This is a genomic window from Psychrobacillus sp. FJAT-21963 (assembly GCF_001420585.1).
Lineage (GTDB): Bacteria > Bacillota > Bacilli > Bacillales_A > Planococcaceae > Psychrobacillus.
The window spans coordinates 134424-159185 of sequence record NZ_LJIY01000005.1; the positions used below are offsets into that span (position 1 = coordinate 134424).

Annotated in this window: 24 protein-coding genes, 1 pseudogene and 3 riboswitches; of the genes and pseudogenes, 11 read left to right on the forward strand and 14 right to left on the reverse strand. The window is 35.9% G+C overall.

The window, feature by feature from the left end:
• The first annotated feature begins 9 nt into the window (after window positions 1-9).
• Complete coding sequence (locus AN959_RS13100; protein WP_056831324.1) at window positions 10-654, forward strand: TetR/AcrR family transcriptional regulator; 645 nt, start codon at window positions 10-12, stop codon at window positions 652-654.
• Between the two features lie 45 nt (window positions 655-699).
• Here AN959_RS13100 and AN959_RS13105 read toward each other — a convergent pair whose 3' ends face one another.
• The 6 genes from AN959_RS13105 to mtnK all read right to left on the reverse strand — a co-directional run bounded on the left by AN959_RS13105 (window position 700) and on the right by mtnK (window position 8406).
• Window positions 700-1899 (reverse strand): MFS transporter, encoded by a 1200-nt coding sequence (locus tag AN959_RS13105; protein WP_056831326.1) that lies wholly within the window; start codon window positions 1897-1899, stop codon window positions 700-702.
• Window positions 1900-1992: 93 nt separating this feature from the next.
• Window positions 1993-3012, reverse strand: a complete 1020-nt coding sequence (locus tag AN959_RS13110; protein ID WP_056831331.1) for an ABC transporter permease — start codon at window positions 3010-3012, stop codon at window positions 1993-1995.
• A complete protein-coding gene (locus tag AN959_RS13115) occupies window positions 2987-4492 on the reverse strand; it encodes a sugar ABC transporter ATP-binding protein (protein WP_056831333.1) in 1506 nt (501 codons plus the stop codon). Before AN959_RS13115 ends, AN959_RS13110 begins: the two co-directional genes overlap by 26 nt.
• A 595-nt stretch (window positions 4493-5087) precedes the next feature.
• On the reverse strand, window positions 5088-6167 hold the full coding sequence (locus AN959_RS13120) for a sugar ABC transporter substrate-binding protein (RefSeq protein ID WP_056831335.1): 1080 nt from the start codon (window positions 6165-6167) through the stop codon (window positions 5088-5090).
• Window positions 6164-7219 carry an S-methyl-5-thioribose-1-phosphate isomerase gene (gene mtnA, locus AN959_RS13125; RefSeq protein WP_056831337.1) on the reverse strand — a complete coding sequence of 352 codons (1056 nt, stop codon included), beginning with the start codon at window positions 7217-7219 and terminating at the stop codon, window positions 6164-6166. The genes AN959_RS13120 and mtnA overlap by 4 nt, the downstream gene beginning before the upstream one ends.
• The gene (gene mtnK / locus AN959_RS13130; protein WP_053591213.1) at window positions 7216-8406 is read right to left on the reverse strand and encodes an S-methyl-5-thioribose kinase; all 1191 of its coding nucleotides are present in this window, start codon (window positions 8404-8406) and stop codon (window positions 7216-7218) included. The genes mtnA and mtnK overlap by 4 nt, the downstream gene beginning before the upstream one ends.
• A gap of 74 nt (window positions 8407-8480) precedes the next feature.
• Window positions 8481-8635: riboswitch (SAM riboswitch) on the reverse strand.
• A gap of 166 nt (window positions 8636-8801) precedes the next feature.
• Window positions 8802-8905: riboswitch (SAM riboswitch) on the forward strand.
• 115 nt (window positions 8906-9020) lie between these two features.
• On the opposite strand from mtnK, the gene mtnW reads away from it, so the two are divergent.
• Genes mtnW through AN959_RS13150 form a run of 4 tightly spaced genes read left to right on the forward strand, consistent with a single transcriptional unit; the run spans window position 9021 to window position 12072 of the window.
• Window positions 9021-10235 (forward strand): 2,3-diketo-5-methylthiopentyl-1-phosphate enolase, encoded by a 1215-nt coding sequence (mtnW, locus tag AN959_RS13135; protein WP_056831339.1) that lies wholly within the window; start codon window positions 9021-9023, stop codon window positions 10233-10235.
• A gap of 5 nt (window positions 10236-10240) precedes the next feature.
• A complete protein-coding gene (locus AN959_RS13140; protein ID WP_056831341.1) occupies window positions 10241-10906 on the forward strand; it encodes a 2-hydroxy-3-keto-5-methylthiopentenyl-1-phosphate phosphatase in 666 nt (221 codons plus the stop codon).
• On the forward strand, window positions 10903-11514 hold the full coding sequence (locus AN959_RS13145; RefSeq protein WP_053591210.1) for a methylthioribulose 1-phosphate dehydratase: 612 nt from the start codon (window positions 10903-10905) through the stop codon (window positions 11512-11514). Before AN959_RS13140 ends, AN959_RS13145 begins: the two co-directional genes overlap by 4 nt.
• A 21-nt stretch (window positions 11515-11535) precedes the next feature.
• Entirely contained in the window at window positions 11536-12072 is a 537-nt protein-coding gene (locus AN959_RS13150; protein ID WP_056831342.1) for an acireductone dioxygenase, read from the forward strand.
• A gap of 208 nt (window positions 12073-12280) precedes the next feature.
• Here AN959_RS13150 and AN959_RS20720 read toward each other — a convergent pair.
• Window positions 12281-12469: pseudogene (locus tag AN959_RS20720) on the reverse strand (GMC oxidoreductase); the annotation flags it as partial.
• A gap of 184 nt (window positions 12470-12653) precedes the next feature.
• Window positions 12654-12854, reverse strand: a complete 201-nt coding sequence (locus AN959_RS13155; RefSeq protein WP_056831343.1) for a hypothetical protein — start codon at window positions 12852-12854, stop codon at window positions 12654-12656.
• Between the two features lie 310 nt (window positions 12855-13164).
• Here AN959_RS13155 and tatC point away from each other — a divergent pair, with 310 nt between their 5' ends.
• Window positions 13165-13926, forward strand: a complete 762-nt coding sequence (gene tatC, locus AN959_RS13160; protein ID WP_053591207.1) for a twin-arginine translocase subunit TatC — start codon at window positions 13165-13167, stop codon at window positions 13924-13926.
• Between the two features lie 100 nt (window positions 13927-14026).
• Entirely contained in the window at window positions 14027-14227 is a 201-nt protein-coding gene (gene tatA / locus AN959_RS13165; protein ID WP_053591206.1) for a twin-arginine translocase TatA/TatE family subunit, read from the forward strand.
• Window positions 14228-14363: 136 nt separating this feature from the next.
• Here the strand turns inward: tatA and AN959_RS13170 are convergent, their stop codons facing one another.
• Window positions 14364-15530, reverse strand: a complete 1167-nt coding sequence (locus AN959_RS13170) for a TraB/GumN family protein (protein WP_056831344.1) — start codon at window positions 15528-15530, stop codon at window positions 14364-14366.
• Window positions 15531-15749: 219 nt separating this feature from the next.
• On the opposite strand from AN959_RS13170, the gene AN959_RS13175 reads away from it, so the two are divergent.
• The 3 genes from AN959_RS13175 to AN959_RS13185 all read left to right on the forward strand — a co-directional run bounded on the left by AN959_RS13175 (window position 15750) and on the right by AN959_RS13185 (window position 17942).
• The gene (locus AN959_RS13175; protein WP_056831345.1) at window positions 15750-16088 is read left to right on the forward strand and encodes a heme oxygenase; all 339 of its coding nucleotides are present in this window, start codon (window positions 15750-15752) and stop codon (window positions 16086-16088) included.
• Window positions 16089-16320: 232 nt separating this feature from the next.
• Window positions 16321-16755: a MarR family winged helix-turn-helix transcriptional regulator gene (locus tag AN959_RS13180; protein WP_056831347.1), complete on the forward strand. Its 435-nt coding sequence runs from the start codon at window positions 16321-16323 to the stop codon at window positions 16753-16755.
• The gene (locus AN959_RS13185) at window positions 16752-17942 is read left to right on the forward strand and encodes an MFS transporter (RefSeq protein ID WP_056831350.1); all 1191 of its coding nucleotides are present in this window, start codon (window positions 16752-16754) and stop codon (window positions 17940-17942) included. Before AN959_RS13180 ends, AN959_RS13185 begins: the two co-directional genes overlap by 4 nt.
• 49 nt (window positions 17943-17991) lie before the next feature.
• Here AN959_RS13185 and AN959_RS13190 read toward each other — a convergent pair whose 3' ends face one another.
• The 5 genes from AN959_RS13190 to AN959_RS13210 form a co-directional block, all read right to left on the reverse strand.
• Window positions 17992-19080 (reverse strand): copper resistance D family protein, encoded by a 1089-nt coding sequence (locus AN959_RS13190; RefSeq protein WP_056831352.1) that lies wholly within the window; start codon window positions 19078-19080, stop codon window positions 17992-17994.
• A gap of 3 nt (window positions 19081-19083) precedes the next feature.
• Window positions 19084-19614 carry a copper resistance protein CopC gene (locus AN959_RS13195; RefSeq protein WP_056831354.1) on the reverse strand — a complete coding sequence of 177 codons (531 nt, stop codon included), beginning with the start codon at window positions 19612-19614 and terminating at the stop codon, window positions 19084-19086.
• Window positions 19615-20004: 390 nt separating this feature from the next.
• Window positions 20005-20739, reverse strand: coding sequence for an amino acid ABC transporter ATP-binding protein (locus AN959_RS13200; RefSeq protein WP_053591197.1), 735 nt, complete (start codon window positions 20737-20739; stop codon window positions 20005-20007).
• A gap of 19 nt (window positions 20740-20758) precedes the next feature.
• On the reverse strand, window positions 20759-21514 hold the full coding sequence (locus tag AN959_RS13205) for an amino acid ABC transporter permease (RefSeq protein ID WP_053591196.1): 756 nt from the start codon (window positions 21512-21514) through the stop codon (window positions 20759-20761).
• A 60-nt stretch (window positions 21515-21574) separates the two neighbouring features.
• Window positions 21575-22420, reverse strand: coding sequence for a transporter substrate-binding domain-containing protein (locus tag AN959_RS13210; RefSeq protein ID WP_056831356.1), 846 nt, complete (start codon window positions 22418-22420; stop codon window positions 21575-21577).
• A 127-nt stretch (window positions 22421-22547) separates the two neighbouring features.
• Window positions 22548-22731: riboswitch (Lysine riboswitch) on the reverse strand.
• A gap of 293 nt (window positions 22732-23024) precedes the next feature.
• On the opposite strand from AN959_RS13210, the gene AN959_RS13215 reads away from it, so the two are divergent.
• Window positions 23025-24425, forward strand: a complete 1401-nt coding sequence (locus AN959_RS13215; RefSeq protein ID WP_056831358.1) for a cytosine permease — start codon at window positions 23025-23027, stop codon at window positions 24423-24425.
• The last annotated feature ends 337 nt before the right edge of the window (window positions 24426-24762 follow it).

Here is a 24762-nt window from a genome sequence, read left to right on the forward strand (position 1 = left end):
GAGTAAGCAATGGTAGAAGAAGAAATATTGTTACAACAACTATTTGATGAAGAAAAATTAACAGATAAGCAAAAAAAAATACTCCTTGCAGCAATAGATACATTCTCAGAAAAAGGGTATGCTGCTACCTCTACAAGTGAGATTGCCAAAAAGGCTGGAGTAGCGGAAGGAACCATTTTCCGACACTATAAAACGAAAAAAGAGTTGCTAGTATCCATTGTTACTCCTCTCATTTCTAAGGTATTTGGTCCATTTATTGTAAGAGATTTTCACAAAGTACTAGACCAGCCTTATGAAAATGCCGAGGACTTTATAAGAGCCACAATCGAAAACAGAAGAGAAGTATTTAAGAAGCTTCTTCCTGTTATTAAAATTATTATGCAAGAAATACCTTTTCAACCCGAACTTAGGGAACAATTTGTTGAACAGGTAGCTAAAAAAACATACGAGCGGATTTTGGTTGTCATTCAAAATTATCAAGATAAGGGTCAAATAATCGATATACCACCATCAAGCGTGGCTAGATTAGCCGTTAGCAGTATCTTTGGTTATTTGATTTCACGTTACATTCTTTTCCCAGAGAGTGAATGGGATGACGAACTTGAAACAGAACGCACTGTTCAGTTTATCTTACATGGAATAGGAAAAAAATAGACACAAAAAAAGAAAGCACGATAATTGTGCTTTTCTTTTTTGTTCTTATACTTTTCTATTTCGTAAAAATACATATAAAAATCCACCAGCACTTAAAAATCGTAAACTAGAACTAATGTACATAGCTACTTCCATGCCTAGTTCATTCAAAAGCCAAATACCTATTTGTGGTGCAATGAATGCGACGAAAGCAAGCAGTACATTGTAAGTTGTAATGCAATACGTACGATATTGTTCAGGTGATTGCTCCAACAATAAATTAAATAATATTAAAACAGTACCAGATAAGAAGAATCCGGATGTCGTTTGAATGAGCGTTAAATAATATAAGTTCGTAGATAGCATTGTTAAAAAAGGTGTAGTGGACATTCCAATAGCTGCCCATATAAAAACTTGCATATTCGAATACTTATCTGCCCACTTCTTCCATAAAGGAAATGTTAAAAACTGCATGAGCATACTACCAACTGAAAACATACTAATCCAAAAGATTGTTGCTCCTGCTACTCGGACATTGTAAATGTTGAATAATCCCCATGCCATTTGCCATGCAAAATTAAAAAAGAGAGCTGCAGCTAAAAACCAGACATAGTTCACATGTTTAAAAATGCTCCAGTCCATTGACTTCTTTTTAACTAGAACATCTGATGAAGGGATGATATCTTCTTCTTGTTTTAATAAGAAAAAAACTTCTAGCAAACCGAAACCAAAAGCTATCGCAAAAAGAATTTGATAGGCAGTAACGCTTTCGGAAGCATCCTTCATTAAAACACCAATAACTAAAGTTGATATAAGACCGACCATCGTTAACAGACGATTTCGATCACTAAAAAATTGTCCTCTTCTAGACTCATCAATCATTCCACTTATCAACGTTTGCCAACCTACGTTAGCTACAGTGTTCGGAACACTGATGAAAGCAATAATTCCTAAAAATGCCCATGCTTGTAGCGAATCAGAAGGCAAATAAACTACTAGTACAATAAGCAAAAACATTAATCGTGCCAGTAAAACAGACATCGCCACGAGTTTCTTTTGAGCACTTGCACGATTTAGTAGAATAGCTGCTGGTATAGTCATTAATAACGCTATTAATGGCGGCAACGAACTTATTAATCCCACCTGATAATTGGTTGCCCCTAATATGGTAATTGCAAAGATCGGAAAAAAGTTATTTGAAAAATTTAATGCAATAGTAGATGCCATTCCATGGTAAATACTTATTTTTTCATTATACGGTCTCAAATTTTGTCAGCCCATTCGATAAATAATAAAGGATATGCTTGAATTATATACTTGCACGGGCAGAAAACAAGTACTTCGAGACACAAAATTTATTTAGATCTGGGTGAACCGTTTTTTAGCGTAAATATACGTTACGGCAAGAGCTGAAACGAGCACTGCTCCTTTAATAATATCAAAGGCATAATACGGTAAGTTTTGTATCGTTAATCCATTCAAGAGAATCCCGATAACCGCTGCTCCAAAAAATGTTCCGATAGCATTTGGTTTTCCAGCACCAAGGACAGAATATCCAACAAAGACAGCTGCTACAGCTTCCATTAAAAGTGGTGCACCCGCATCAATTTGACCTGAACCAACACGTGCTGTAAACAATATACCTGCCATCGAAGCAAAAACACCAGAAATTACATATGCAGCACATTTTACTTTACGGGTATTCACTCCTGACAATGTTGCAGCCTCAGCATTTCCACCCGTCATATACAAAACACGTCCCCAACGAGTATGGTTAAGTACAACATAAGCGATAATTACTAGGACAAGCATTATCCAAACTGGAACTGGTAATCCGAGCATTCTCCCTTGGCCAATCCAAAGAAATGCTTCAGAGAATTGCCCCGGTGCCGTCCCTCCAGAAGTAAGCGGCATATTATTGTATATCGAGTATCCTTCTGTATATGTACGGTGAAAGCCCGCCACTATATACATCATACTTAACGTTGCAAGTAAATCTGGAATTCCTAAAACTACAATAAGAAAACTGTTCAATAATCCAACCAACACTCCTATTACAATAGGTAAGATTAGTACGAGCCAAAGCGGCATCTCATACCACACCATTAACGAAGCAGTAATGACAGTAGATAGAGACATCGTAGAACCTACTGATAAATCGAAACCTCCTACTACTAGCGTAAAGGTAACTCCTAATGCTAAGAGCGTTACAATGGAAATGGAACGTAATATATCTGTGAAATTTCCATATGTAAAAAAGGCACTGCTTATAGTGCTAAAGTACAATATAATTATCAATAGCAAGGCAATTGCACCATATTTAAATAGAAATTGAATTCCTCTTTCTTTGACCTTACTCTTCTTTTCCACCGCTTGCATACAACAAAATCCTTTCTTGGGTCGCATCCTCACGTGAAAACTCCTTCACGATTTGACCGTTATACATAACTAGAAGTCGATCGGAAATACCAATTGCTTCTTGAATCTCACTCGAAAAATATAGACACCCTTTACCATTATTCGCCAGCTCACGAATTAAATTAAAAATGTCCTTTTTCGCTCCAATATCAACACCTTTAGTCGGCTCATCAAATAAATACACTTTAGAGTTGCGCGACATCCATTTTCCGATTACTACTTTTTGCTGATTTCCTCCACTTAAATGCACAAGTGGTGTTTCCGTATGATCCGTTTTAATTTTTAAGCGATTGATGATGTCCTTTGCAAAGTTGCGTTCAGCAGCTTTATCCATAAACAGAAGCCGTGAAAATTTCTTTAAATTCGGAAAGGAAGAATTCGTTTGTAACGACTCATGTACAAATAAGCCTTCTTTTCTGCGTTCCTCTGGAATTAGTGCCATTCCTGCTCGAATGGCGTCTGCTGGATGTTTCGCTTTTAACTCTTTGCCCGAAAGGTTCACACTACCTTTTACTAATGATCCCAAGCCAAATAAGGCTTTAGCTAGCTCCGTTTTTCCTGCTCCTACAAGGCCTACAATACTAACAATCTCCCCTTCAGAAACAGTAAAGGAAAGCTCCTTTAATTTCTGTCCATCCGATAATTCTTTAACCTGTAGGATTTTTTCTCCTAAAGTATGATTTGTATCTGCCTGTTCTATATTAAAAGATACTCCTAGCATCGCTTCAATAATCTCATTCTGTTGAGTAGTTTCTGTGTTAAAAACTTTTACAAGCTTTCCATCTCGCATTACAGTGATTCGATCACTGATTTCAAATACTTCTGGAAGACGATGAGAGATAAATATACAGCCGACTCCTTGCGATTTCAGATGATCAATTACCGAAAAAAGCTTTTTGGATTCGTGGAGAGACAAAGGGGCAGTTGGTTCATCAAAAATAATTATCTTTGCCGAGCTTACAAGAGCTCGTGCAATTAATACTAATTGTTTTTCAGCTAATGTAAGTTTAAATGCCGGTTGATTGACAGCAATGTTTTCTACTTGCAAATGCTTCAGTGCTTTTTTAGCTTCCGTTTGTAGCTTGGATGTGGATAAAAACAAATTATTATTCGTAGCGATTTTATCTAGCATAATATTTTCTGCGACCGATAATTCCGAAACGATTGCTGTATCCACCTCTTGATAAACACAATAGATACCGTGTTCCTTTGCTGCTTTCGGGGAACGAAGCCGAACACTACTACCTTCTAAAACTATTTCACCGTCATCTTGCTTATATACGCCGGATAAAATTTTAATAAGCGTGCTTTTACCTGCTCCATTAACACCTAGCAATGCATGTACTTCCCCTTTTTCTAGATGAAATTCGGCCTCTTCTAGTGCCTTCACATTTCCAAATGATTTACGTATGGAAGTCATAGAAAGAAAAGGATTAGCCATGATGATCTCCTTTCTTAAGGCAATATACCAGTTGAATTTTAACTAGTTGGCCTTGTTATTCTTAATGAATTGTATTTGAAGTGTTTTACGTTATAGAGGAAGACACGGATGTGCGCTTGCCGCACGCTACGTATGAGCCTCCGCAGGATGAATCGCTCATGCAACTTGTAAGGCGCACATCCTAGAGAATCACCGTTTCTATTGTTAATAAAATGATTGTAGGATTTGCATTTAATCTAATCATTTAACAATCAACTTTACTGTCTATCAAAGAAGACTTTTGCATTCTCCCTATTCCAGCCGCATTGGTGTAGAAACACGGATGTGGCTTGCCTCTATCTGTATTAAGAACTATTTATTTTCAAACATTAATTGGATAATACTTTAACCTATCAAATAGAGTTCACTGGCATTCGCGCCTTGTCAGCCGCATGGACGTTCTGCTGAGATGTAGGATGCGCTAGGCTCATGATAACGACCTGCCCGAATGCTTATAGAATAGCTATCTACCCTTTCATATCTTCCATACCAATAATGAGTTAAAGCTTTCTTAAAAAGAAGCTGCCCCCTTTTTAGGGCAGCTACATTTGTATCATTATTGATTTTCTAACTCTTTCAAAGCTTCTGTGTAACCTTGCTCGCTTGCTCCCCAGCCTTCGATATATTCATGTAAGTCATTTGTCGTCACTGTTTCCTCCGGAAGCTTTTCAGCATCCACAAACACTGGTTCTAAAACAACTTTTTCTTCAGGAGTTTCACCATTTATTTTTTGATATAAATAACGCACTTGAATACGTCCTATATCCATTGGATCCACTGCCGCTGAGGCAACCCATGGGCTATTTTCTTTTTGTATCATTTGTAAATCTTCATCACTCATATCAATGCTATAAACTTTAATATCTGTTCTTCCAGCTTGCTCAATAGCGCGTACTGCACCTTTTGCGAATTCATCCCAAGCTGCCCAAACTGCTGTGATTTCTCCTTCATTTGGGTATTGTTTTAGAATCGCTTCCATTTGCGATTGTGTGTCTAATGCTGTATTTTGTGTCGCTGCACCAAATGTTGCAATTTCTTTAATACCTGGATTTTCATTTAAGAATTGCTCGTAGGCAACTTGTCTTCTTTCCATAGGTGCAAAACCTGCTACCCAGATTTTCACTATATTTGCTTCACCATTAGCATCATTTTTTAATTTTTCTAATGTCATTTCAGCCATCTTTTGATCGCCTTGCTCTAAAACTGTGATTCCTTCTACTTCCACACCTGCATCAAAAGCGACGACTGGTATTCCTTTATCAACTGCATTTTGAACTCCTTGATTTAACGCTTCTTTTGTTCCATGATCAATCAGAATTCCATCTACACCTTGGTTTACAGCTGCATCTAGATTGGAAGCCATTTTTGCTAAATCGCCTTCCGACGTAAACACTGTTACAGTCCCACCAAATTTCTCTACTTGTTCTTTTACACCTTCAATGTATTGAGCAGAAAAAGTACCAAGATTTTGTTGCATAACCAATGCGATTTTCTTCCCTGATAGCGGATTATCGGATGCTTCGGAATCAGCAGGAGTAGTTGTTGCTTCTTTTGCATCCCCTTTTGGTTGACACCCTGTTAAGATAATTCCAATTACTAATAATACGGATAAAAGCCATGCTGTTTTTGATTTCATGCGAGTTCTCCCTTTTCTATATTTATTAAACTAGGAATATTTTTTGTATATTCCGGATATATAATTCCTTTTTCAGTAATAATGGCTGTAATGTATTCACCCGGTGTAACATCGAATGCAGGATTAAATACTTTTGTATTTTTCGGAGCTACCTGTTTCCCTGCAATATGCGTTATTTCTTCCGCTGGACGTTCTTCAATCGGGATCTCTTTTCCATTCTTAATGGTCAAATCAAAAGTGGAAGAAGGAGCTGCCACATAAAAAGGGATGTTAAACACTTTTGCTAATAATGCTAAGTTAAGTGTTCCGATTTTATTTGCCGTGTCGCCGTTTTCTGCTATCCGGTCTGCCCCTACAATAATTGCTTCGATTCCTTTTGCTCCGATTGTATGTGCAGCCATGCTGTCTGTTATAAGTGTTACATCCACTCCAGATTGCTGAAGCTCCCACGCAGTTAGCCTTGATCCTTGAAATACAGGTCTAGTTTCACAAGCATAAACTTCAAACTGTTTTCCCCGCTCACTCCCAAGATGGAATGGTGCTAATGCAGTACCATATTTTGCGGTTGCAATTGAACCTGCATTACAAATGGTCATAACTTTTGTTTGACCTTCAAGCAAGGACAACGCATATTCGCCAATATTTCTACAGGATGCTTCGTCTTCTCTATGAATTTTTATAGCTTCCTCTATCAAAAGTTCCTTCGCCTCTTGTACACTTGCTACATTTTCAACAGCACTTCTTAAACGTTCTAGAGCCCAAACTAAATTTACAGCTGTTGGTCTAGATTTAGCTAAATACAAGAAATCCCTGTTGAGTTGCAGATGAAATTCCTCTAATGTATTTGCTTCATACTTTTCGGCTGCTCTAGCCAATCCATATGCAGCGGTAATACCAATTGCTGGTGCACCCCTCACCTTCAGAGTGATAATAGCATCATATACATCTTCTAAAGTATCTAGTGTTAAATACTCAACTACGTGAGGTAATTTTTGCTGATCCAAAATCCGAAATTCTTTGTCGTTCAACTCTATCGATAATGGAATACTCATTTGCGAAACCCCTCTAATAATTCAAATACTTCATCAATTGAATGTATATCTTTGCGTTTTAATATAAGTGCTTCCCCTGTTTGTAAGGTCTGCTTTTTGAATTTAATCCGTTGTTCGTCATCTTCGATACTGTCCAAATCCTTCACATGTGCTAGCCCGATTGTACGACGAATTAATTCACATCCAGCAAAGCCTAGTGTATCTCGGAAAATTTTATCCAAGACATATTCTTTATAGCCATCTGTGTCTTTATAGGAATCGACACTTTTTTTATCCCATAATTCCGAAAATTTAGTCGAAAAGACATCCCAAGTTTGTTTGATATGGGTGACAATAACTCCCCGCTCATCCTCTTCTCTTGTAACATTTTGCACGATTAGATTTGCTAAAAACAATCCAATATCAAAGCCAATAGGTCCATAAAAAGCAAACTCTGGGTCTATTACTTTCGTTTCGGTTTCACTAGCAAAGATGCTCCCTGTATGCAAATCTCCATGTAATAATGCTTCCGCTTCTGTCATGAAGCTATTCTTTAATTTTGCAACCTCTAGCTTTAAGCGCCCGTTATTCCAAATAGTTTCTACGTCTTCTTGCAACAATGCTTCAAAGTCATTTGTTTCATAGTCAAAAAACGGATCTGTAAAAATAAGATCTTCTGTGATTTTACAAAGTTCTGGATTGGAAAACTCTGAAACTAGTTTCTTTTTTTCAAAAGGGTGTAATGCAAAATCAGATGTATGAAATAGTGTTTGAGCTAAATATTCTCCAATATCTTTTGAAAGGTTTGGATATGATTCAAGTTTAATCAACCCTTCACGTGCAATTTTTAAGTGAGATAAATCCTCCATTACCGTAAGCGCAAGATCCTCATCAATTGCATATACGGTCGGAACAAGATTGGCTGCAAATTCAGCATGTTTTTTTAATGCATTTGCTTCAATCACTGCTCGTTTTAACGTTAGTGGCCAACTTTCTCCGACAACCTTTGCGTATGGTAAAGCCTGTTTAATAATAAGACTCTTATCACCGTTCAATTCCTTAATATGAAATACATAGTTAAGATTACCGTCACCTATCTCACGACACTCCAACTCTGTGTCTTGCGGGAAGAAGTTAAGTTCTTTTGCATATAAAATAGCACTTTCTTCTGTTAATGATTCATATTGTCTCTTTGTAGCTGTCGTCATTATTCTCTACCTTTCCGTTTCAAAATAAAAAGCCTCTTTCATAAGAAAGAGGCGTAGAATAAGAGATCTCTCGCCTCTTATCTTTCAGAAAGTTACCTTTCTGATGGAATTAGCACCGTGCCTTAGAAGATTTTCATCTCGGCGCAAAATGCGCCCCGTCTCACAACGGTATTACGGTCGGTTGCTGGGCTTCATCGGGCCATTACCCTCTGCCTGCTCTTGATAAGAGTGCTATTAATTAAAACGTTATACTATTTGAAAATCATCCTAGCATACTCAAAAAACACATGTCAATCATTTTTTAAAAACAAAAAAAATTCTAATAACTATATTGACAATCTTTATATTGCATGAAATAATCATTATTAATTTGACTAACTCAATTGAATAACTTTTTCTTATTTAGAGCAGGTGGAGGGACGAGCCCTATGATACCCGGCAACCGATCCATTATGGACACGGTGCTAATTCTTGCAGTCAGTAGACTGAGAGATAAGAAGTCGTTAATTTTTTAACCTCTTCTTATTTGGAAGAGGTTTTTTATATTTAGAAGGGGCAAGACGCTGCGACATTGACTAAGTTGAAATTTGTTATATAAAGGATTGTGATAATAAATGAGTGGAATTACTACTCTCTATCAGGTTTACGGTAAACCTGGAACTTTTGAAAAAAAAGCAGAAGGAATTGCGCTCGGTTTAACTATAGGATCCTGGACTGATTTGCCGTTACTAGAGCAAGAGCAATTAAAAAAGCATAAAGGAAATGTTATATCGATAACTGAATTTGAAAATAGTCACCATCCGCTAAAACGAGATGAAATCAAAGCAGAGATTAAAATAAACTATCCTAGTGCTAATTTCTCTGCAGATTTACCTGCCATATTAACAACTGTTTTCGGCAAACTATCGCTTGACGGTGAAGTAAAGCTACTAGACTTGGAATTCTCATCAGACCTTTTAGATAATTTCCCAGGACCTAGATTCGGAATTGAAAGTATTCGTAAATTGCTAGGAGTGTATAATCGTCCACTTGTGATGAGTATTTTTAAAGGAGTAATTGGAAGAGATATCAATTACCTATCTGAACAGCTACGTAACCAAGCTCTAGGTGGAGTAGATTTAGTAAAAGATGATGAAATTCTCTTCGAAAACCCCCTTACTCCTTTTGAAAAAAGAATTATTACAGCTAAAGAAGTACTACGTCAGGTGTATGAGGAAACTGGACATCGAACACTTTATGCAGTTAACCTATCTGGGCGGACATCCGATTTAAAATCAAAAGCAAAAAAGGCAAAAGAGCTTGGGGCTGATGCTCTATTATTTAATGTTCATGCATATGGTCTAGATGTACTTCAAGAACTTGTGGAAGATGAAGATATTCAGTTGCCATTCATGGCCCATCCAGCCTATAGTGGTGCTTTTACTTCATCCCCATTTTATGGAGTTTCAACACCACTTTTACTTGGTAAATTGACTCGTTATGCAGGGGCAGATTTTTCATTATTCCCCTCACCATACGGAAGCGTCGCACTGGAGAAAACAGCTGCACTATCACTTGGGGAAGAATTGACGAAAGAAAGTGCAGTAAAACGAACTTTTCCAGTTCCTTCGGCTGGAATTCATCCTGGATTGGTTCCTTTGTTAATCGAAGACTTTGGCATAGACAGCATTATAAATGCAGGTGGTGGAGTGCATGGTCATCCTACTGGCGCTACAGGAGGAGGACTTGCCTTTAGGCAGGCCGTATCAGCAGTCCTTGATGGAATTCCGTATGCTGAAGCAGCAAAACAGTTTCCAGAACTAAAAGCAGCATTGGAACTATGGGGGTAAGCATTATGAGTAAGCTAGTAATCTATTGTGATTTTGATGGGACCATTACAAACCAAGACAATATTATATCCATTATGAAAAAATTTGCTCCCCCAGCATACTTGCCGATCAAAGAGAATATTTTAGGGCAAAAGCAATCTATCCGAGAAGGTGTTGCTCAAATGTTCTCTCTGTTACCTGTATCTATAAAAGATCAAATTATAAGCTACTTGCTTGATCAGGCAGAGATTAGAGAAGGATTCGCCGATTTTGTTTCTTATACAAGAAAGCACGATATCCCTCTCTATATTGTTAGTGGTGGAATTGATTTTTTTGTTCATCCAATGCTAGAAAAGTTTGGTCCTTTTTCGGGGGTTTATTGTAATGAAGCAGACTTCTCAGGAGAAAGAATACAAATCAATTTTCCGCATGTCTGCGATGATTTATGTACGAGCAAAGGTTGCGGATGCTGTAAGCCATCCATTATTCGAAAGCTCCAAGAAAAAGATTCGTTAAGTGTTGTAATTGGTGATTCTATTACTGACTTAGAAGCTGCAAAATTAGCAGATGTTGTCATAGCACGGGATTTTCTTATTGAAAAGTGCAAGGAATTGAATATTCCATATGAACCTTTCGAAAATTTTCGAGATGTCATGACTATTATTGAAACAAGGTTAGGTGTTCAAACATGATAACGCTCCGTGGTAGATGGGAAGAGTTAGCAGATATAAAAGACGAACTTGCTAAACGAGATTGGTTTATGGGAACTAGTGGAAATTTAGCAATTAAGGTGAATGATGAACCAGTAGAGTTTTTAGTTACAGCAAGCGGAAAAGATAAGAATAAGCGAACAAAAGAAGACTTTTTACATGTAAATATAAATGGAGAGCCAATAGAAGATACCATTTTAAAGCCGTCTGCAGAAACATTATTGCACTGTGCTATTTATTCTAAAACTTCTGCGGGCTGTAGTCTCCATGTTCACACAGTTGCTAATAACGTCATCTCCGAATTATACGGTGATCAGGGAAAAATAGATTTTCAAGGGCAAGAACTTATTAAAGCTTTCGATTTGTGGGAAGAAGATGCAATTCTTTCTATTCCTATCATTCCAAATCATGCCCATATTCCACTTCTCGCCGAAGAGTTTCAGACATATATAGATGGTGATAAAGGAGCTGTACTTATACGGAATCACGGTATTACTGTTTGGGGTAGGGATGGTTTCGAAGCAAAGAAGTTACTTGAAGCTTGTGAATTTTTATTTCAGTATCAGTTGACTTTACGTCAAATAAAATAAAAATAAGAGAGGAAGATTTAGATGGCTATCATTAAAATTCAAGGAACAAATGAAACAATTGAAGCACAAAATGAGGTTGCTGCATTTTTAGAGCAACAAGAAGTAATTTATGAGCATTGGGATATAGAAAAATTACCAGAGCAACTTCGTGAAAAGTATGATCTTAGCGATGCAGAAAAAGAAGAAATTTTAAATGCATTTAAAGCAGAAATAGATGATATATCAGAACGTCGTGGGTACAAAGCAGCTGATATCATTTCTTTATCTGACTCTAATCCAAACTTAGATGAACTATTAAAAAACTTTGAACGTAAACATCTTCATACAGATGATGAAGTTCGTTACATTGTTAGCGGTCACGGAGTATTTATTATTCAAGGAAAAGATGAAAATTTCTTTGAAGTCCATCTATCACCTGGAGATCTAATCTCAGTTCCAGAGAATATCACACATTACTTTACACTTGCCGAAGACCGTAAAGTAGTAGCAGCACGAATCTTTGTAACAACTGAAGGATGGGTACCAGTCTACCAAGACGAGGAAGTTGCACAAGGTTAATAAGAAGAACTGCATGCATGAGCATTCTAGATAGTTACTAAATAGGGATGTTTCATTCAAAATTGCAAGTTTTAAAGTACATTCTATAAAAAGTTAAAAAGCAAACACTGAATCCTGTATCGAATGCGTAGTGACCTTTTAAACAAATAGCCTATTATATAAACTCCTAAATTGCCTGTAACAAGCTATTTAGGAGTTTTATTGATTATTATTTAACTAGAAGTCCACCTTGTTTTAAATAAGTTTGAATTCCTTCTGCAGCACGGTAAGAAAGTGCTCCAATTGTTCTAGTAAGATTAAAGTTACTATTATGAGGAAATATAGATGCTCCGACTACAAATACGTTTTCTGCTTCCCACATTTGTAGATAAGAGTTAACTGCTGAAGTAGCTGGATCTTCTTTTGTTGTGCCTTCTCTTTCTATACAAGGAGAATACCAAGCGCTCCAACTAACACAATAAAACCTCCTAATTATCCTAAAACTAATTTATTTACTTAGTTAAACATTAGTCAGATATATATTATTTTTACTTAATGGTAGAATGCAAATTATAAACTATTGATAATATTTCTGTACAAACTCACAATGGTGAAAGAAAATAAGTATATTTTTTTCCTGTCCAGCAAAGAACTATAATGGATAGACCAATACCAGATCCAAGTAAAGCAAACCGTGGAAAAACGCTATTATTAAAAGTAAAAAACAATGCAAAATCTACTACTAACATAAAACCAAGAAGACTTAATTTAATATTTTCATCTTCCAAATGATACTGAGCCAATTTTATTCATCCTTAATAAGGATATATATTCAAACGAGCTTATCATTTACTACATTTTTTCTTAAAATGTACATAAATAGTTTCAAATTTATATTGGTTGTTTTAGAAAAAGTTTGTATATATAAAAACTTTTTTCCTATATTAATTGAAAAATAAAAGGTGCTTTTATTTACAAATTCGACTGTTGGAGTATAATGTGAGATGATACAAAACAACAGTTTCTTGTAGTAACTATTATATTTTAGTAAACATGCTTTTCTAAGCATATAAATATCTCACTTTATTTGAGAAAATGGGGTGGTACACACTAATGACACACGAACCAGAATTGACGCTTGTCGAACATTTAACAGAATTACGAAAAAGGCTCATTATTGTAGCCGTCACATTTATTCTATCTCTAGCCTTAGGATTTTGGATGGCCCCAAGGACATTAACATTTCTTAAGTCACAACCTACAGCTGCTCACGTGGAATGGAATGTATTTGGATATACAGATGGTTTAATGATTTATGTCAAATGTGCTCTAATACTATCTATATTAATAACGTTGCCAATCGCGATGCACCAAATCTGGTTATTCGTTAAACCAGGACTATTAGAGAAAGAAGCAAAAGGAACCATTTACTTTATCCCTGTCTCTTTTTTACTGTTTTTAGCTGGGATTAGTTTTAGTTATTTTATTTTATTTCCTTTGATGTTGAACTTCATGTCTAATATTAATGATTCAATTGGAGCCCTAGAAACATACGGGATGCAACAATATTTTACGTTCATGTTTAATTTGATTATTCCAGTTGGAATTGTTTTCGAGCTACCTGTGATTATATTGTTTTTAACAAAGCTGGGAATCATCACACCTAATCGACTACGTAAGATGAGAAAAGTTTCTTACTTTATACTTGTAGTAGTTGGAGTTTCTATTACACCTCCGGACTTCATTTCAGACTTTATCATCGTTGTACCGTTATTATTGTTATTCGAAATCAGTATCCTTGTTTCGAGCTGGGCATATAAAAAACAGTTAGCAAAAAGAGCTTTGGAAGAAGAGGCATTAGAAAATGAAGTCTAGGGCTTAATTTCTCCTAAGCGTGTTATACTAAAGATAAGTTTACTACTGCATACACATCGCCATTGGAATAAATGTAACATACTATAAGGAGGAACAATCCATGCCAAACATCGGCGTACCAGGTTTAATAATCATTCTAATCATCGCATTAATCGTCTTTGGACCATCTAAACTTCCTCAGTTAGGAAGAGCAGTAGGTCAAACGTTAAAAGAATTTAAAAACTCCACTAAAGACATCGTTGACGATGTTACAGAAGAATTTAAATTAGAAGAAAATACAGACGCTAAAAAGAAAATATAATGTGGCAAACCAGCTATTCTATGAATAGTTGGTTTTTTATTTCCTTTATTTAAGATGAAATAATATCCACTCCTAACCCATTACAAAAAAATAAAACCTCCTTTCCTTGCCATTTAGCAAAAAAGGAGGTTTTACATTATAGATTATTAAAAAATACCCGAATAACATCTGCCCCACCAATAAAAGTTCCGATTGATCCTACTAAATTAGTTAAAACAACTACTAGTAAAATTCGTGTAACCTTATTGCGCCAAAACCCTTTTATCGTAAAAACATCTTCCGAAAGATTTTCAAAATCCCCTACATTTGGGCGTCGGAAATAAGCCTGAACTATTCCCGAAACCCATCCCGACGCTATTAAGGGATGTAATGTAGTTATTGGAGCTGCAATAAAGGCAGAGAGTATAGCAAGCGGATGTCCAAAAGCAATTGCAGCACCGATGGCAGCAAAGCTTCCTGTCCATATTACCCAGCTCAAAGCCTGATCCAAGCCCGCAGTTGGATTTGCAAAGAAGGTGTAAACAACTATGGCTATTAAAAGCACTGGTATTACCCACCCAAGGATTTTAGGAACAATCGATTTCGGTGGTACTTGATTGAGTCTTTCCAAATCATGTTCTTTATAAATTTCTTTCGAGATACCTGGAACGTGAGCCGCACCTAATACCGCAACTACTTTATCCCCAGGAGCTTCTTTAATTTTTTGTGCCAAGTACTGATCCCTTTCATCAATTAAAGGAGTCTTAAGTTTTGGAAATGATTCTGTAAACTCTGCAAGAACTGCATTGAGCGTATCCTGTGATTTCATCTTTTCTAATTCTTCTTCTGAAATTGTTTCTCTGCTAAAAATACTAAAGAATACGGAGGAGAGCAGCTGTGCCTTACCAGACCATCCGAGATTATGCCAAATACGAGAAAACGTAGTTTGTATGTTCCGATCTGCAAGCACAAGATTAGCACCAGTTTCTTTGGCAGACTCAATTCCTTGAATCATCTCTTGACCTGGTTTTATCTCAAATTGCTTTGCTAAACGGTTTTGAAAAGATGATATTGCTAGATTCATCAGAAGCAATGTCGCTTTCTTTTCTTTAATGACTTTAAAAATATCCGTTTCTTTCCATTTACTTCCGTCCATAACAGATTGATATCTTTGTTCATCTAACTCAATACAAACAGAATCTGGTTTCTCTGCTTCTATTACTTCTTTCACTTGCTCCGCACTTTGTTTGGAGACATGTGCTGTTCCGATCAAAATCAATTCTCTGCCATCTAAATTTATGCGAGTAATGTTTTCTTCTTTCACAAAATTCTTCCTTCATAGAATATATTTCTTCTGCGTATCCTCTATTTACGGATTACGAAAAGACTGTCTATTATTAATAATGGATTAGATTAAGATAAATATCAATTAAGTTTTACTGTTTAGAGAGGAAAATTTTTGGGCTGCGCGTCCTACAAGGTGAAACACATAAAAGATGGTATACTGTTTTTATCAAATAACTCGAAAAGGAGTAATGGCTACATGTATATTGTCACAAACAAAATTAAAACAAAACCAGGCTTTGCTGAAAAAATGGCACCTAATTTCACTAAACCAGGTGCATTACAACAAATGGAGGGTTTTGTAAAAGTAGAAGTAACAATTACACAAAACCTTACAGAATATGATGAGTTAAATGTAAATATGTATTGGGAAAACCTTGAGAATTTCGAGGCTTGGAAAAACAGTGATGCCTTCAAAGAATCGCACAAACGACCAAATTCCGAATCAAAATCTACTTCTCAAGAATCACCACTTCTAGGAAGTGAACTAGTTATTACAAAAGTTGCCTCTACAATTGAAGCCCTCCCATCTAAATAATGATAATTAGCTCCTACTTAACTGTTCTCTTACGGTTAAGTAGGAGCTTTTTTGTTAATTTATTATAATAAACGGATATTTTAAAGATGCGGGAGCAACATAGAAATAAATTACATTTACATAGCTATTTTATAAAAGGTCTTTTCAACTCATTAATTCTCTGTTATATTAAATTAGTTACTCAAGATAACTATTATCATGGGTAACTAATTTATTTTAGGAGTGTTAGATTATGACTACGTATCGTGAATTTTTTCGTCAATTTTCACTTTTGTACCGTCCTTTTGAGCATCATTTAAATTTACAACTGGCTAAACACGGCTTGTATCGAGCACAGTGGACCATCATATATTACTTATCCAATCAGTCTTCCGCTACACTTGTCGAACTTTCTAATTACCAAAATGTTGAAAAACCCACCGTCACAAGAACAATTAACCGTTTAGAAGAACTAAGAATTGTAGAACAAATGCCCAGTAAAGATAAACGCGAAAAAAGAATACAGTTGACCTTACTAGGCAAACAAGTATATGAAGAGGTTCGACTAACAGTAGATAAGTATGAACAGCATATTTTAAAGGGAATTTCTGAGTCGGATCAACTTAATTCAATTCGTTTGATGGAAGAAATACGAAAAAATATTTTAACGAAAGGTGAACACGAATGAATCAATCAAGAGCCAAACTATGGACGAAAGATTTTATTGTCGTATCGTCTATTAACTTTTTATTAATATTAATTTTTTATTTATTGATGGTCACAATAGCCGTTTATGCGGTAAATGAATACGAGGCTTCTACTAGTGAAGCAGGTTTAATAACAGGAATTTTTATCATTGGAACTTTAATTGGTCGACTTTTCATTGGTCGTCCTATGGAAGTTATTGGTCGGAAAAAAACATTATTTGTTGGTTTAGCTTTATTTACACTAACAACCTCTTTATATTATGTGAATTTCGGCTTAACTTTCTTACTAATCAATCGATTCCTTCATGGTTTAACTTTGGGAATAGCGAGTACAGCAGCCGGAACAATTGTTGCACAAATTATACCAATGTCTAGAAAAGGCGAAGGTATTGGTTATTTCAGTATGAGTTCTACGCTGGCAACTGCCATTGGACCTTTCATCGGAATTTATATGAGTCAACATACTAGTTTCCAAGTCATTTTCGGTTTCTGTCTAGCATTAGGAATGATTAGTCTCCTAACGTCCTTCTTCCTACATGTACCTGCAACTGAAAAGGTTATCAAAAACGAAGAAGCAAAAGGTTTTAAACTATCCAATTTTGTGGAACCAAATGCTTTACCCATCGCATTCATTATTCTAACTGTTGCATTTTGTTACTCCAGTGTTCTATCCTTTATTAATTTTTATGCGATAAAAATTGACTTAGTAGAAACAGCTAGTTTCTTCTTTATCGTTTATGCTGTAGCAATCCTTATATCTAGACCAGTTACTGGCCGCCTACTAGATATTAAAGGTGCAAACTACATTATGTATCCTGCTTTTATAATTTTTGGCGTTGGTATGCTTCTACTCAGTGTAGCAAACAATAGCTTCACTTTTTTATTAGCTGGTGTACTAATTGGACTTGGTTTTGGTAATATGCAGTCTACCACTCAAGCAGTGGCTGTGAAACTTACCCCACCCCACCGGATGGGGCTCGCAACATCTACATTTTTTATATTCTTGGATGCAGGTCTTGGTTTTGGACCATATGTTCTTGGTTTTATCATTCCCTTTACTGGATATAGCTTGCTATATGTTATTTTAGGAGCAGTCATTCTCCTTACTATTGCTCCATATTTTCTCCTTCATGGACGAAAAGAAAAAGCTAATTTAGCTACAGAGTAACAAAAAGAATAGGCTACCCTCTAATAAAACTTAGAGGATAGCCTATTTCTTATGTAATACTCAAAATTAACGCTAAATAACTTGAAAAGACAAATAGTATGCTTAAAAAGAAAGTTATCAAAGCTGGTGCTTTTTTAAGAAAAGCGTAAATAGTTAAGCCTATTAAAAGTATAGATAATACAAATAGAGAAAAACCTGTAGCATTAAATGCTAGTTCTACATGCATTACTTGAAGGTTTTGACCTTGATAGAAATAACTGAACAGTCTAGATGGCCCCTCATTTTTAAATGTATTTTCACTAGGGGGTGATTGATTGCTAAGTGCTGCAGTGACAGAAAAAATGAGTAGAATAATTAGGCTCTCTATTTTTGACCATGGTCTAGGGTTGAAGTTTGGATATTTTATTAATTTCTTTTTAACGAATAAGCTATTGATAGCTGCATATACAATCAATGGAATAATGAATAGATGTTTAATAAGCAGAAGTTGTCCATATGAGAGCATCCAGGTATCTGTATACGTTGCAAAATCCATTACGAACGTCATTAACCCTATTCCCGAAGCGATCGTAATAATGAAGCATACGATTGCTACTGGTGAAAACCATTTTAAAAACTTCAACCAGTTTGAAAATCCTTTTGAAAACCAACTAACTACAAGTAGAATACCCACCCAAACCGTTACCGCTGTAAAATGACTTGTATGAATGATAAACCCTTTTATGTACCCCACAGAGCTTGCATGACTTGCCCACCCAAACCCTAAAATTAAAAGGAAAGTGAAAGCAAGTCCTCCGTATGCATATAACTGATTCTTTTGATCATCAAACCAAAGAAGAAATATAAATAACATATTAGCTACGATGAATGTAAAAAACCACGCTTTTCCTATTTCAAATGTATTTAAGACCATTTGAAGTGTTCCTACAAAATTTTCTTCCTGATCTAATTGCAAGACAAGCAGCAAAATAGGAATAAACGAAAAAAGTGCAATTCCAACAGTAGCGATAATTTGAACCCTTCTTTGTACAAGAATCTCAGGTTTAAAAGAACTTGGAACAAGAGAAATAAGAAAACTACCTATCAAAATGGAGAAACAAAGGTATAATAGTACCTCACTAACAACAGTCATAAGCATCTATTATATCTTTCTACGTAACCAGAAGAAGACCCCACCAATGATAACAATCAATGCGACAACAATAATAGGAATTGTACTAGATGAAGATTGACTTTCTTCTGTTTGCTCAACTTGGTCTGTATTAGGTGCTGCTATAGTCTCTGCTTGTTCTACTTCCTCGTTCTCTGTTGTTTCCGCTGCAGCAATTTCTACAGTGAAAGGAACAGTTCCTTCAATTGGATGCCCATCTGCTCCAACGATATTCCAAGCGATTTCATAACTATCAGTCTCTAAAGGTATCGCTAAAGTTCCAATCATTTGATTTTCATTTACTGAAATATTTTCAACTGGAATTGACTCACCATTAGAATTCATTAATTCAAAGGTGCTACTTTGTTCTATTTTCCCTTCAAAAATGAGGGAAATCTCATTTAGTTCTTCTGTTACAACTTGCCCACTCTCAGGATTGGAACTCTCTAATCCTGTATGTGCCCAAGCTGAATTTGCAAAAGCAAACATGAAAATAAATGATACTAAAATTATTTTTTTCATGATAATCCTCCTTATTATATCTTTAACCTAGTATAGCTACTCTTTGTGAGGAAAGTATGAAATTACTTTCAACAAAAAAAGAGGTACATTAACAACCTCCTCATTTTTTAAAAGAACTATTCATTCTATTTTATTGGCAATGATAATTATACATTTTTTTTACGTTAACTTTCAGTGAGTAGTCCTGTACCCTTTAACAACACTAAGTTTTAACTAAGTCCTATATGTGTCACTCTATAAGTGTCTATTTTTAATCCCATACATTATGACGAGCTAAAACATTAGCCATTTAATAAAGGAAAATAAAAAAGGCTTCCCTTCTCATGTTGAAGGGAAACCAAATAATAATCAAGTATAATAATAAAATTGTCCTAAAAGGATATACAATTCTTATTTTAATGTACGCTTTAAAAACTCTCTCGTTCGTTCTTGTGTTGGATTATTAAAAATTTGTTCAGGGCTTCCTTCTTCTGCAATAACCCCTTTATCCATAAATACAACTCGATCGGAAACTTCTTTTGCAAATTCCATTTCATGCGTTACGATTAACATAGTAAGCCCTGTTTCGGCTAGTTCCTTCATTACTTTCAGAACTTCTCCCACCATCTCTGGATCCAGAGCGGAGGTTGGTTCATCAAACAGCATAACATCTGGTTCCATCGATAAAGCTCGAGCGATTGCAACACGTTGTTTTTGGCCACCTGATAATTGACTTGGTTTTGCATTCACATATTGGTCCATACCAACCACTTTCAAATATTTGAGTGCTTTTTTCTCTGCTTCTTCTTTAGACCGTTTTAACACTTTTACTTGCCCAACAACACAGTTACTTAACACATTATGATTATTAAATAAGTTAAATTGTTGGAAAACCATTCCTAGCTTTGTTCGGTAAGCATGGATATCATGTTTATCATCTAATATATTTTCACCATGATAAATAATCTGACCACCGCTTGGTTTTTCTAATAGATTTACGCAACGGAGAAGTGTGGATTTACCAGATCCAGAAGAACCTATGATGCATACAACTTCTCCCTTGCTCACGGAAAAGTCTATATCTCTTAATACTTCATGGTTACCAAAGGATTTATTTAAATGTTGTATTTCAATTACTTTTTCCATATTATCCACTCCTTCCTTTTTATAATCCCGCATTGTTTTTTGGTAGTGTGACTTGTGTTGGTTGACCAATCATACTGTAATTTTCAGGACCATCTAATCTTCTTTCAACATAACGTAAAATGATTGTCACCGTAAACGTCATAACGAAGTACAAAATACACGCAACAAAAAACGGCTCAAAATATTTGAAGCTGATTCCCGCAACGGTTTTTGTTTGGAAGTATAGTTCTGTAACACCTATTACATTCAGTACTGACGTATCTTTAATATTTATAATAAATTGGTTTCCTGTAGCTGGTAAAATATTTCGTACTACCTGTGGTAATACTACATGAAGCATCGTTTGTATATGATTCATACCGATTGCTTGCGCTGATTCAAATTGTCCTTTATCAATGGAAATGACACCACCACGAACAATCTCGGCCATGTATGCCCCCGTATTAATAGATACGATAAAAATAGCTGCAGCAGTTCTGTCCATATCCACACCAAAAGCTAAAGCAGACCCATAATAGATAACCATCGCTTGTACAATCATCGGTGTACCACGGAAAAATTCAATATACATCGTTAGAATTGCATTTACTATCTTCAAGAAAATTCGTTTTGCTTTTCGTTCTGGCATAGGGATTGTTCGAATAACTCCTGCCAGCAAACCAATAATGGCTCCAAAGATTGTACCAATGATAGAGATTAAGAGCGTCATCCCTGCTCCACGTAGGAACATCGGCCAGTTATTGGTAACCATTGATATTATATACTCAATGCTCATACTTATCCTCCTCAAAAATTAAACCGACTGCAAAGAGATGCAGCCGGTATCACTTCATCTTTATTCAGAAGCGGGTTGATTTTTAATGGCAGTATCCATAATGTTTTGACGATCTTCTTCTGAAATGCCCGCCAATATATCATTAATTTGTTTTGTTAAGTCACTGCCCTTTTTAAGTCCAACTGCAACTGCTGTTTCTTCTTCATCCGCAACAAATCCATCGGTAAATTCAACCATCGCAAAGTTTTCGTTCGCTGATGAAGCACTAATTCCTTCTGGACGCTCAGAAACATAACCATCTAGCATTCCAGATTCTAGTGCTACACGCATTGCAGGGAAGTTATCCATTGCTGGTTGTTTTTCTACACCTTTAATTTGATCTATTACGCCATAATGTGAAGTATTTAATTGTCCTGACACTTTTGCCCCGCTAAAATCTTGAATAGAAGTAGCTCCCTCATAAGGTCCACCTTTTTTAACTACCATTACAAAGTTAGACGTGTAATAGTTTTCAGAGAAGTCGATTGTTTCTTTACGTTCAGCTGTCGGTGACATCCCTGCAATAATTGCATCGATTTTACCTGACTCTAAGGATGGAACTAGTCCGTCCCATTCTGTTTTCACAATAACTAACTCTTTTCCTAATCCTTCAGCAATTTTTTTGGCAATTTCTACATCGTATCCACCTGCATATTCTGCATTGCCGTCAATTTTTACACCGCCGTTTGAATCATCTAATTGAGTCCAGTTGAATGGAGCATATCCTGCTTCCATACCAACTGTAAAAGTGTTGTCGTCACCTTTAGAAGATGATGATTCTGTATTTTCTGTATTACTTGACCCACATGCTGCTAAAAGCATCATGATAGACACGAACATTACTAAAACTATTAGTTTGTTTTTCATTCTATTTCTCTCCTTTTATATATGATTATGTTTTTAACTACTAAAAAAGGACAACTTACATAAAAAAAGACCTGAGATGAACTCAGGTCGCAATATGTATAGTTGCCCTAAATCCTCTACTTTTCCCAAATGAGATAGCACACCACTATAAACCGGGATGTTTATAGCGGACAGTCCTGTAGTTATTCACTACAGACCCAGCAAGTAATACCGAGAACTATTACAAACTTCGGCGACATTTCCTTCTCCCTAGAATCATGGCTTCTCAAACTCCACTAAGGACTGTTAAATATCGCGCCTCTACCCCACTACATAAGTGAGGTCGTATTTAATTATTGTCCATAGTCTACAATAAGAAATACTATCTGTCAATCATTCTAGAAGTAATAACAAGTTTCTGAATTGAAAATAATCTTTTAAAAGTAAATACATTTTTTCAAACGCTAAAGGAAATAATAAACTCTAGCTAACTAATCTCAATCGTTATTTTTAAAAAACGTTGGCATTACTGTTATAATAGGTTATGGATGAAGTGGTAGACGAATTTATCAAACAAATGGAAGTGAGTTGTTTTATGAATTAATACAAAAAAGGAGTTGATATTATGGGATCTGTCAAAGTCGCAGATCACAAAGTGTCAGAAGAAATGAAAGATGATTTTTCATTAGATCGAGTGCCTCGAGACCAGAGGAAGATGGGTTGGTTTAGTATTACCAATATCACATTTGGTATCGCAACGGCAATTTTTTATTTTCAAATGGGAAGCGTTATGGCACTTCAATTCGGGGCTATAAATGCTATCATATCCTCCATATATGCGATAATCGTTGCCGGTATACTCGGAACGTTCATAGCTTATCTATCAGCCAAATCCGGGATGAACGTTAACTTATTATCAAGAGGCGGAGGTTTTGGTTACATAGGTGCATCGTTAACCTCATTCATTTATGCAACAAACTTTATCATGTACTGTGCCTTTGAAGGCCTGATTTTAGTTTCCGCAGTTCACACCTTCTTCCCCGCCCTACCTGAATGGGCACTAATCATTTTCTTCGGATCTATTGTTATTCCATTAAATTGGTTTGGCATTAAACAACTAGATAAATTACAAAAATGGTCTTTACCGATTTTCGGTATTTTTTTATTGTGTGCCATCATAGTGTCTTTCTTCACTCCATCGGTTTATGAAGGAGCATTTTGGACGTATATGCCAGAAGGAGTGCAGGTGGGTGGCCAAGCTTTACTACTTTGTATAGGAATGCAGCATGGAATAATGGGTCTGACAGCTTTACTTTCTTCAGACTACGCGCGTTTTCTTAAGCCAAAGGATATTAAAATTGGTTCTTTAGCAATAGGTTTTATTCCACAAATTTTCTGTTTTGGAGTTATGGGTGGTCTTGGTATATGGTTCGGTGTTCGTTTAGGTGAACCAAATCCAGGTGTTTATATTGTTCTTCTCTTAGGTTTAGGTGGCGTATTATTCACTATGTTAACTCAGCTTAGAATTAACGTTACCAATATATACAGTAGTTCCCTATCACTTTCTAACTTCTTCGAGAACGTATTTAGATTTACACCAGGCAGACGATTTTGGGTTGTTGTCTCAGGTATTTGTGCAATAGGCTTGATGTTAGGTGGTATTGTGGATCATTTAGATACAGCCATGACATTCCAAGGAGTCTTTTTACTCGCTTGGGCATCGATTCTAGTTACGGATGCCATGATCGTGAAAAAACTATTAAAAATTGGGCCAGGTTATTACGAGGCTCGACACGAATATTTATATAAATGGAATCCTGTTGGAGTAGTATCTTTACTTATCTCAAGTGGTTTAGGTACGATAGCCGCACTAGGTTATATGGGATCATTTCTGGAAAGTACTGCGGCATTCTTCGCAGCACTTCTAGCAGCTATTCTCACCGTGATTTTAGCCATTTTTACAAAAGGTAAATATTATAGCAAAAAGCTTCCTAATGACATTCCTAAGGAAGATTATATTGCATAATAGTTAAAAGATTTTTTCTACCCGCAACTATTAACCATTCAATCAGCTTACCCTTCATTTTATTAACTTCCAGATAGCCTTTTCTTCGGCCTATAATTCGTTTTTATACTATATTCTCGCTTCTCTCAGGAGGTAGAGTTTATAGTAGGCTGGTTGCCTAATTGGTTTTACTCTACTTTTACCCTCAAAACTATTTATCCAACAACTCATAGGGTTATTTTGTTGATACAATATTACTAATGCACCTTGTAGTTCTACAGGGTGCATTTTTAATTAATTGATATCATTAACCCAGGACTCTTTACTTCCACAAAACCATATATATAAAGTGAAATAT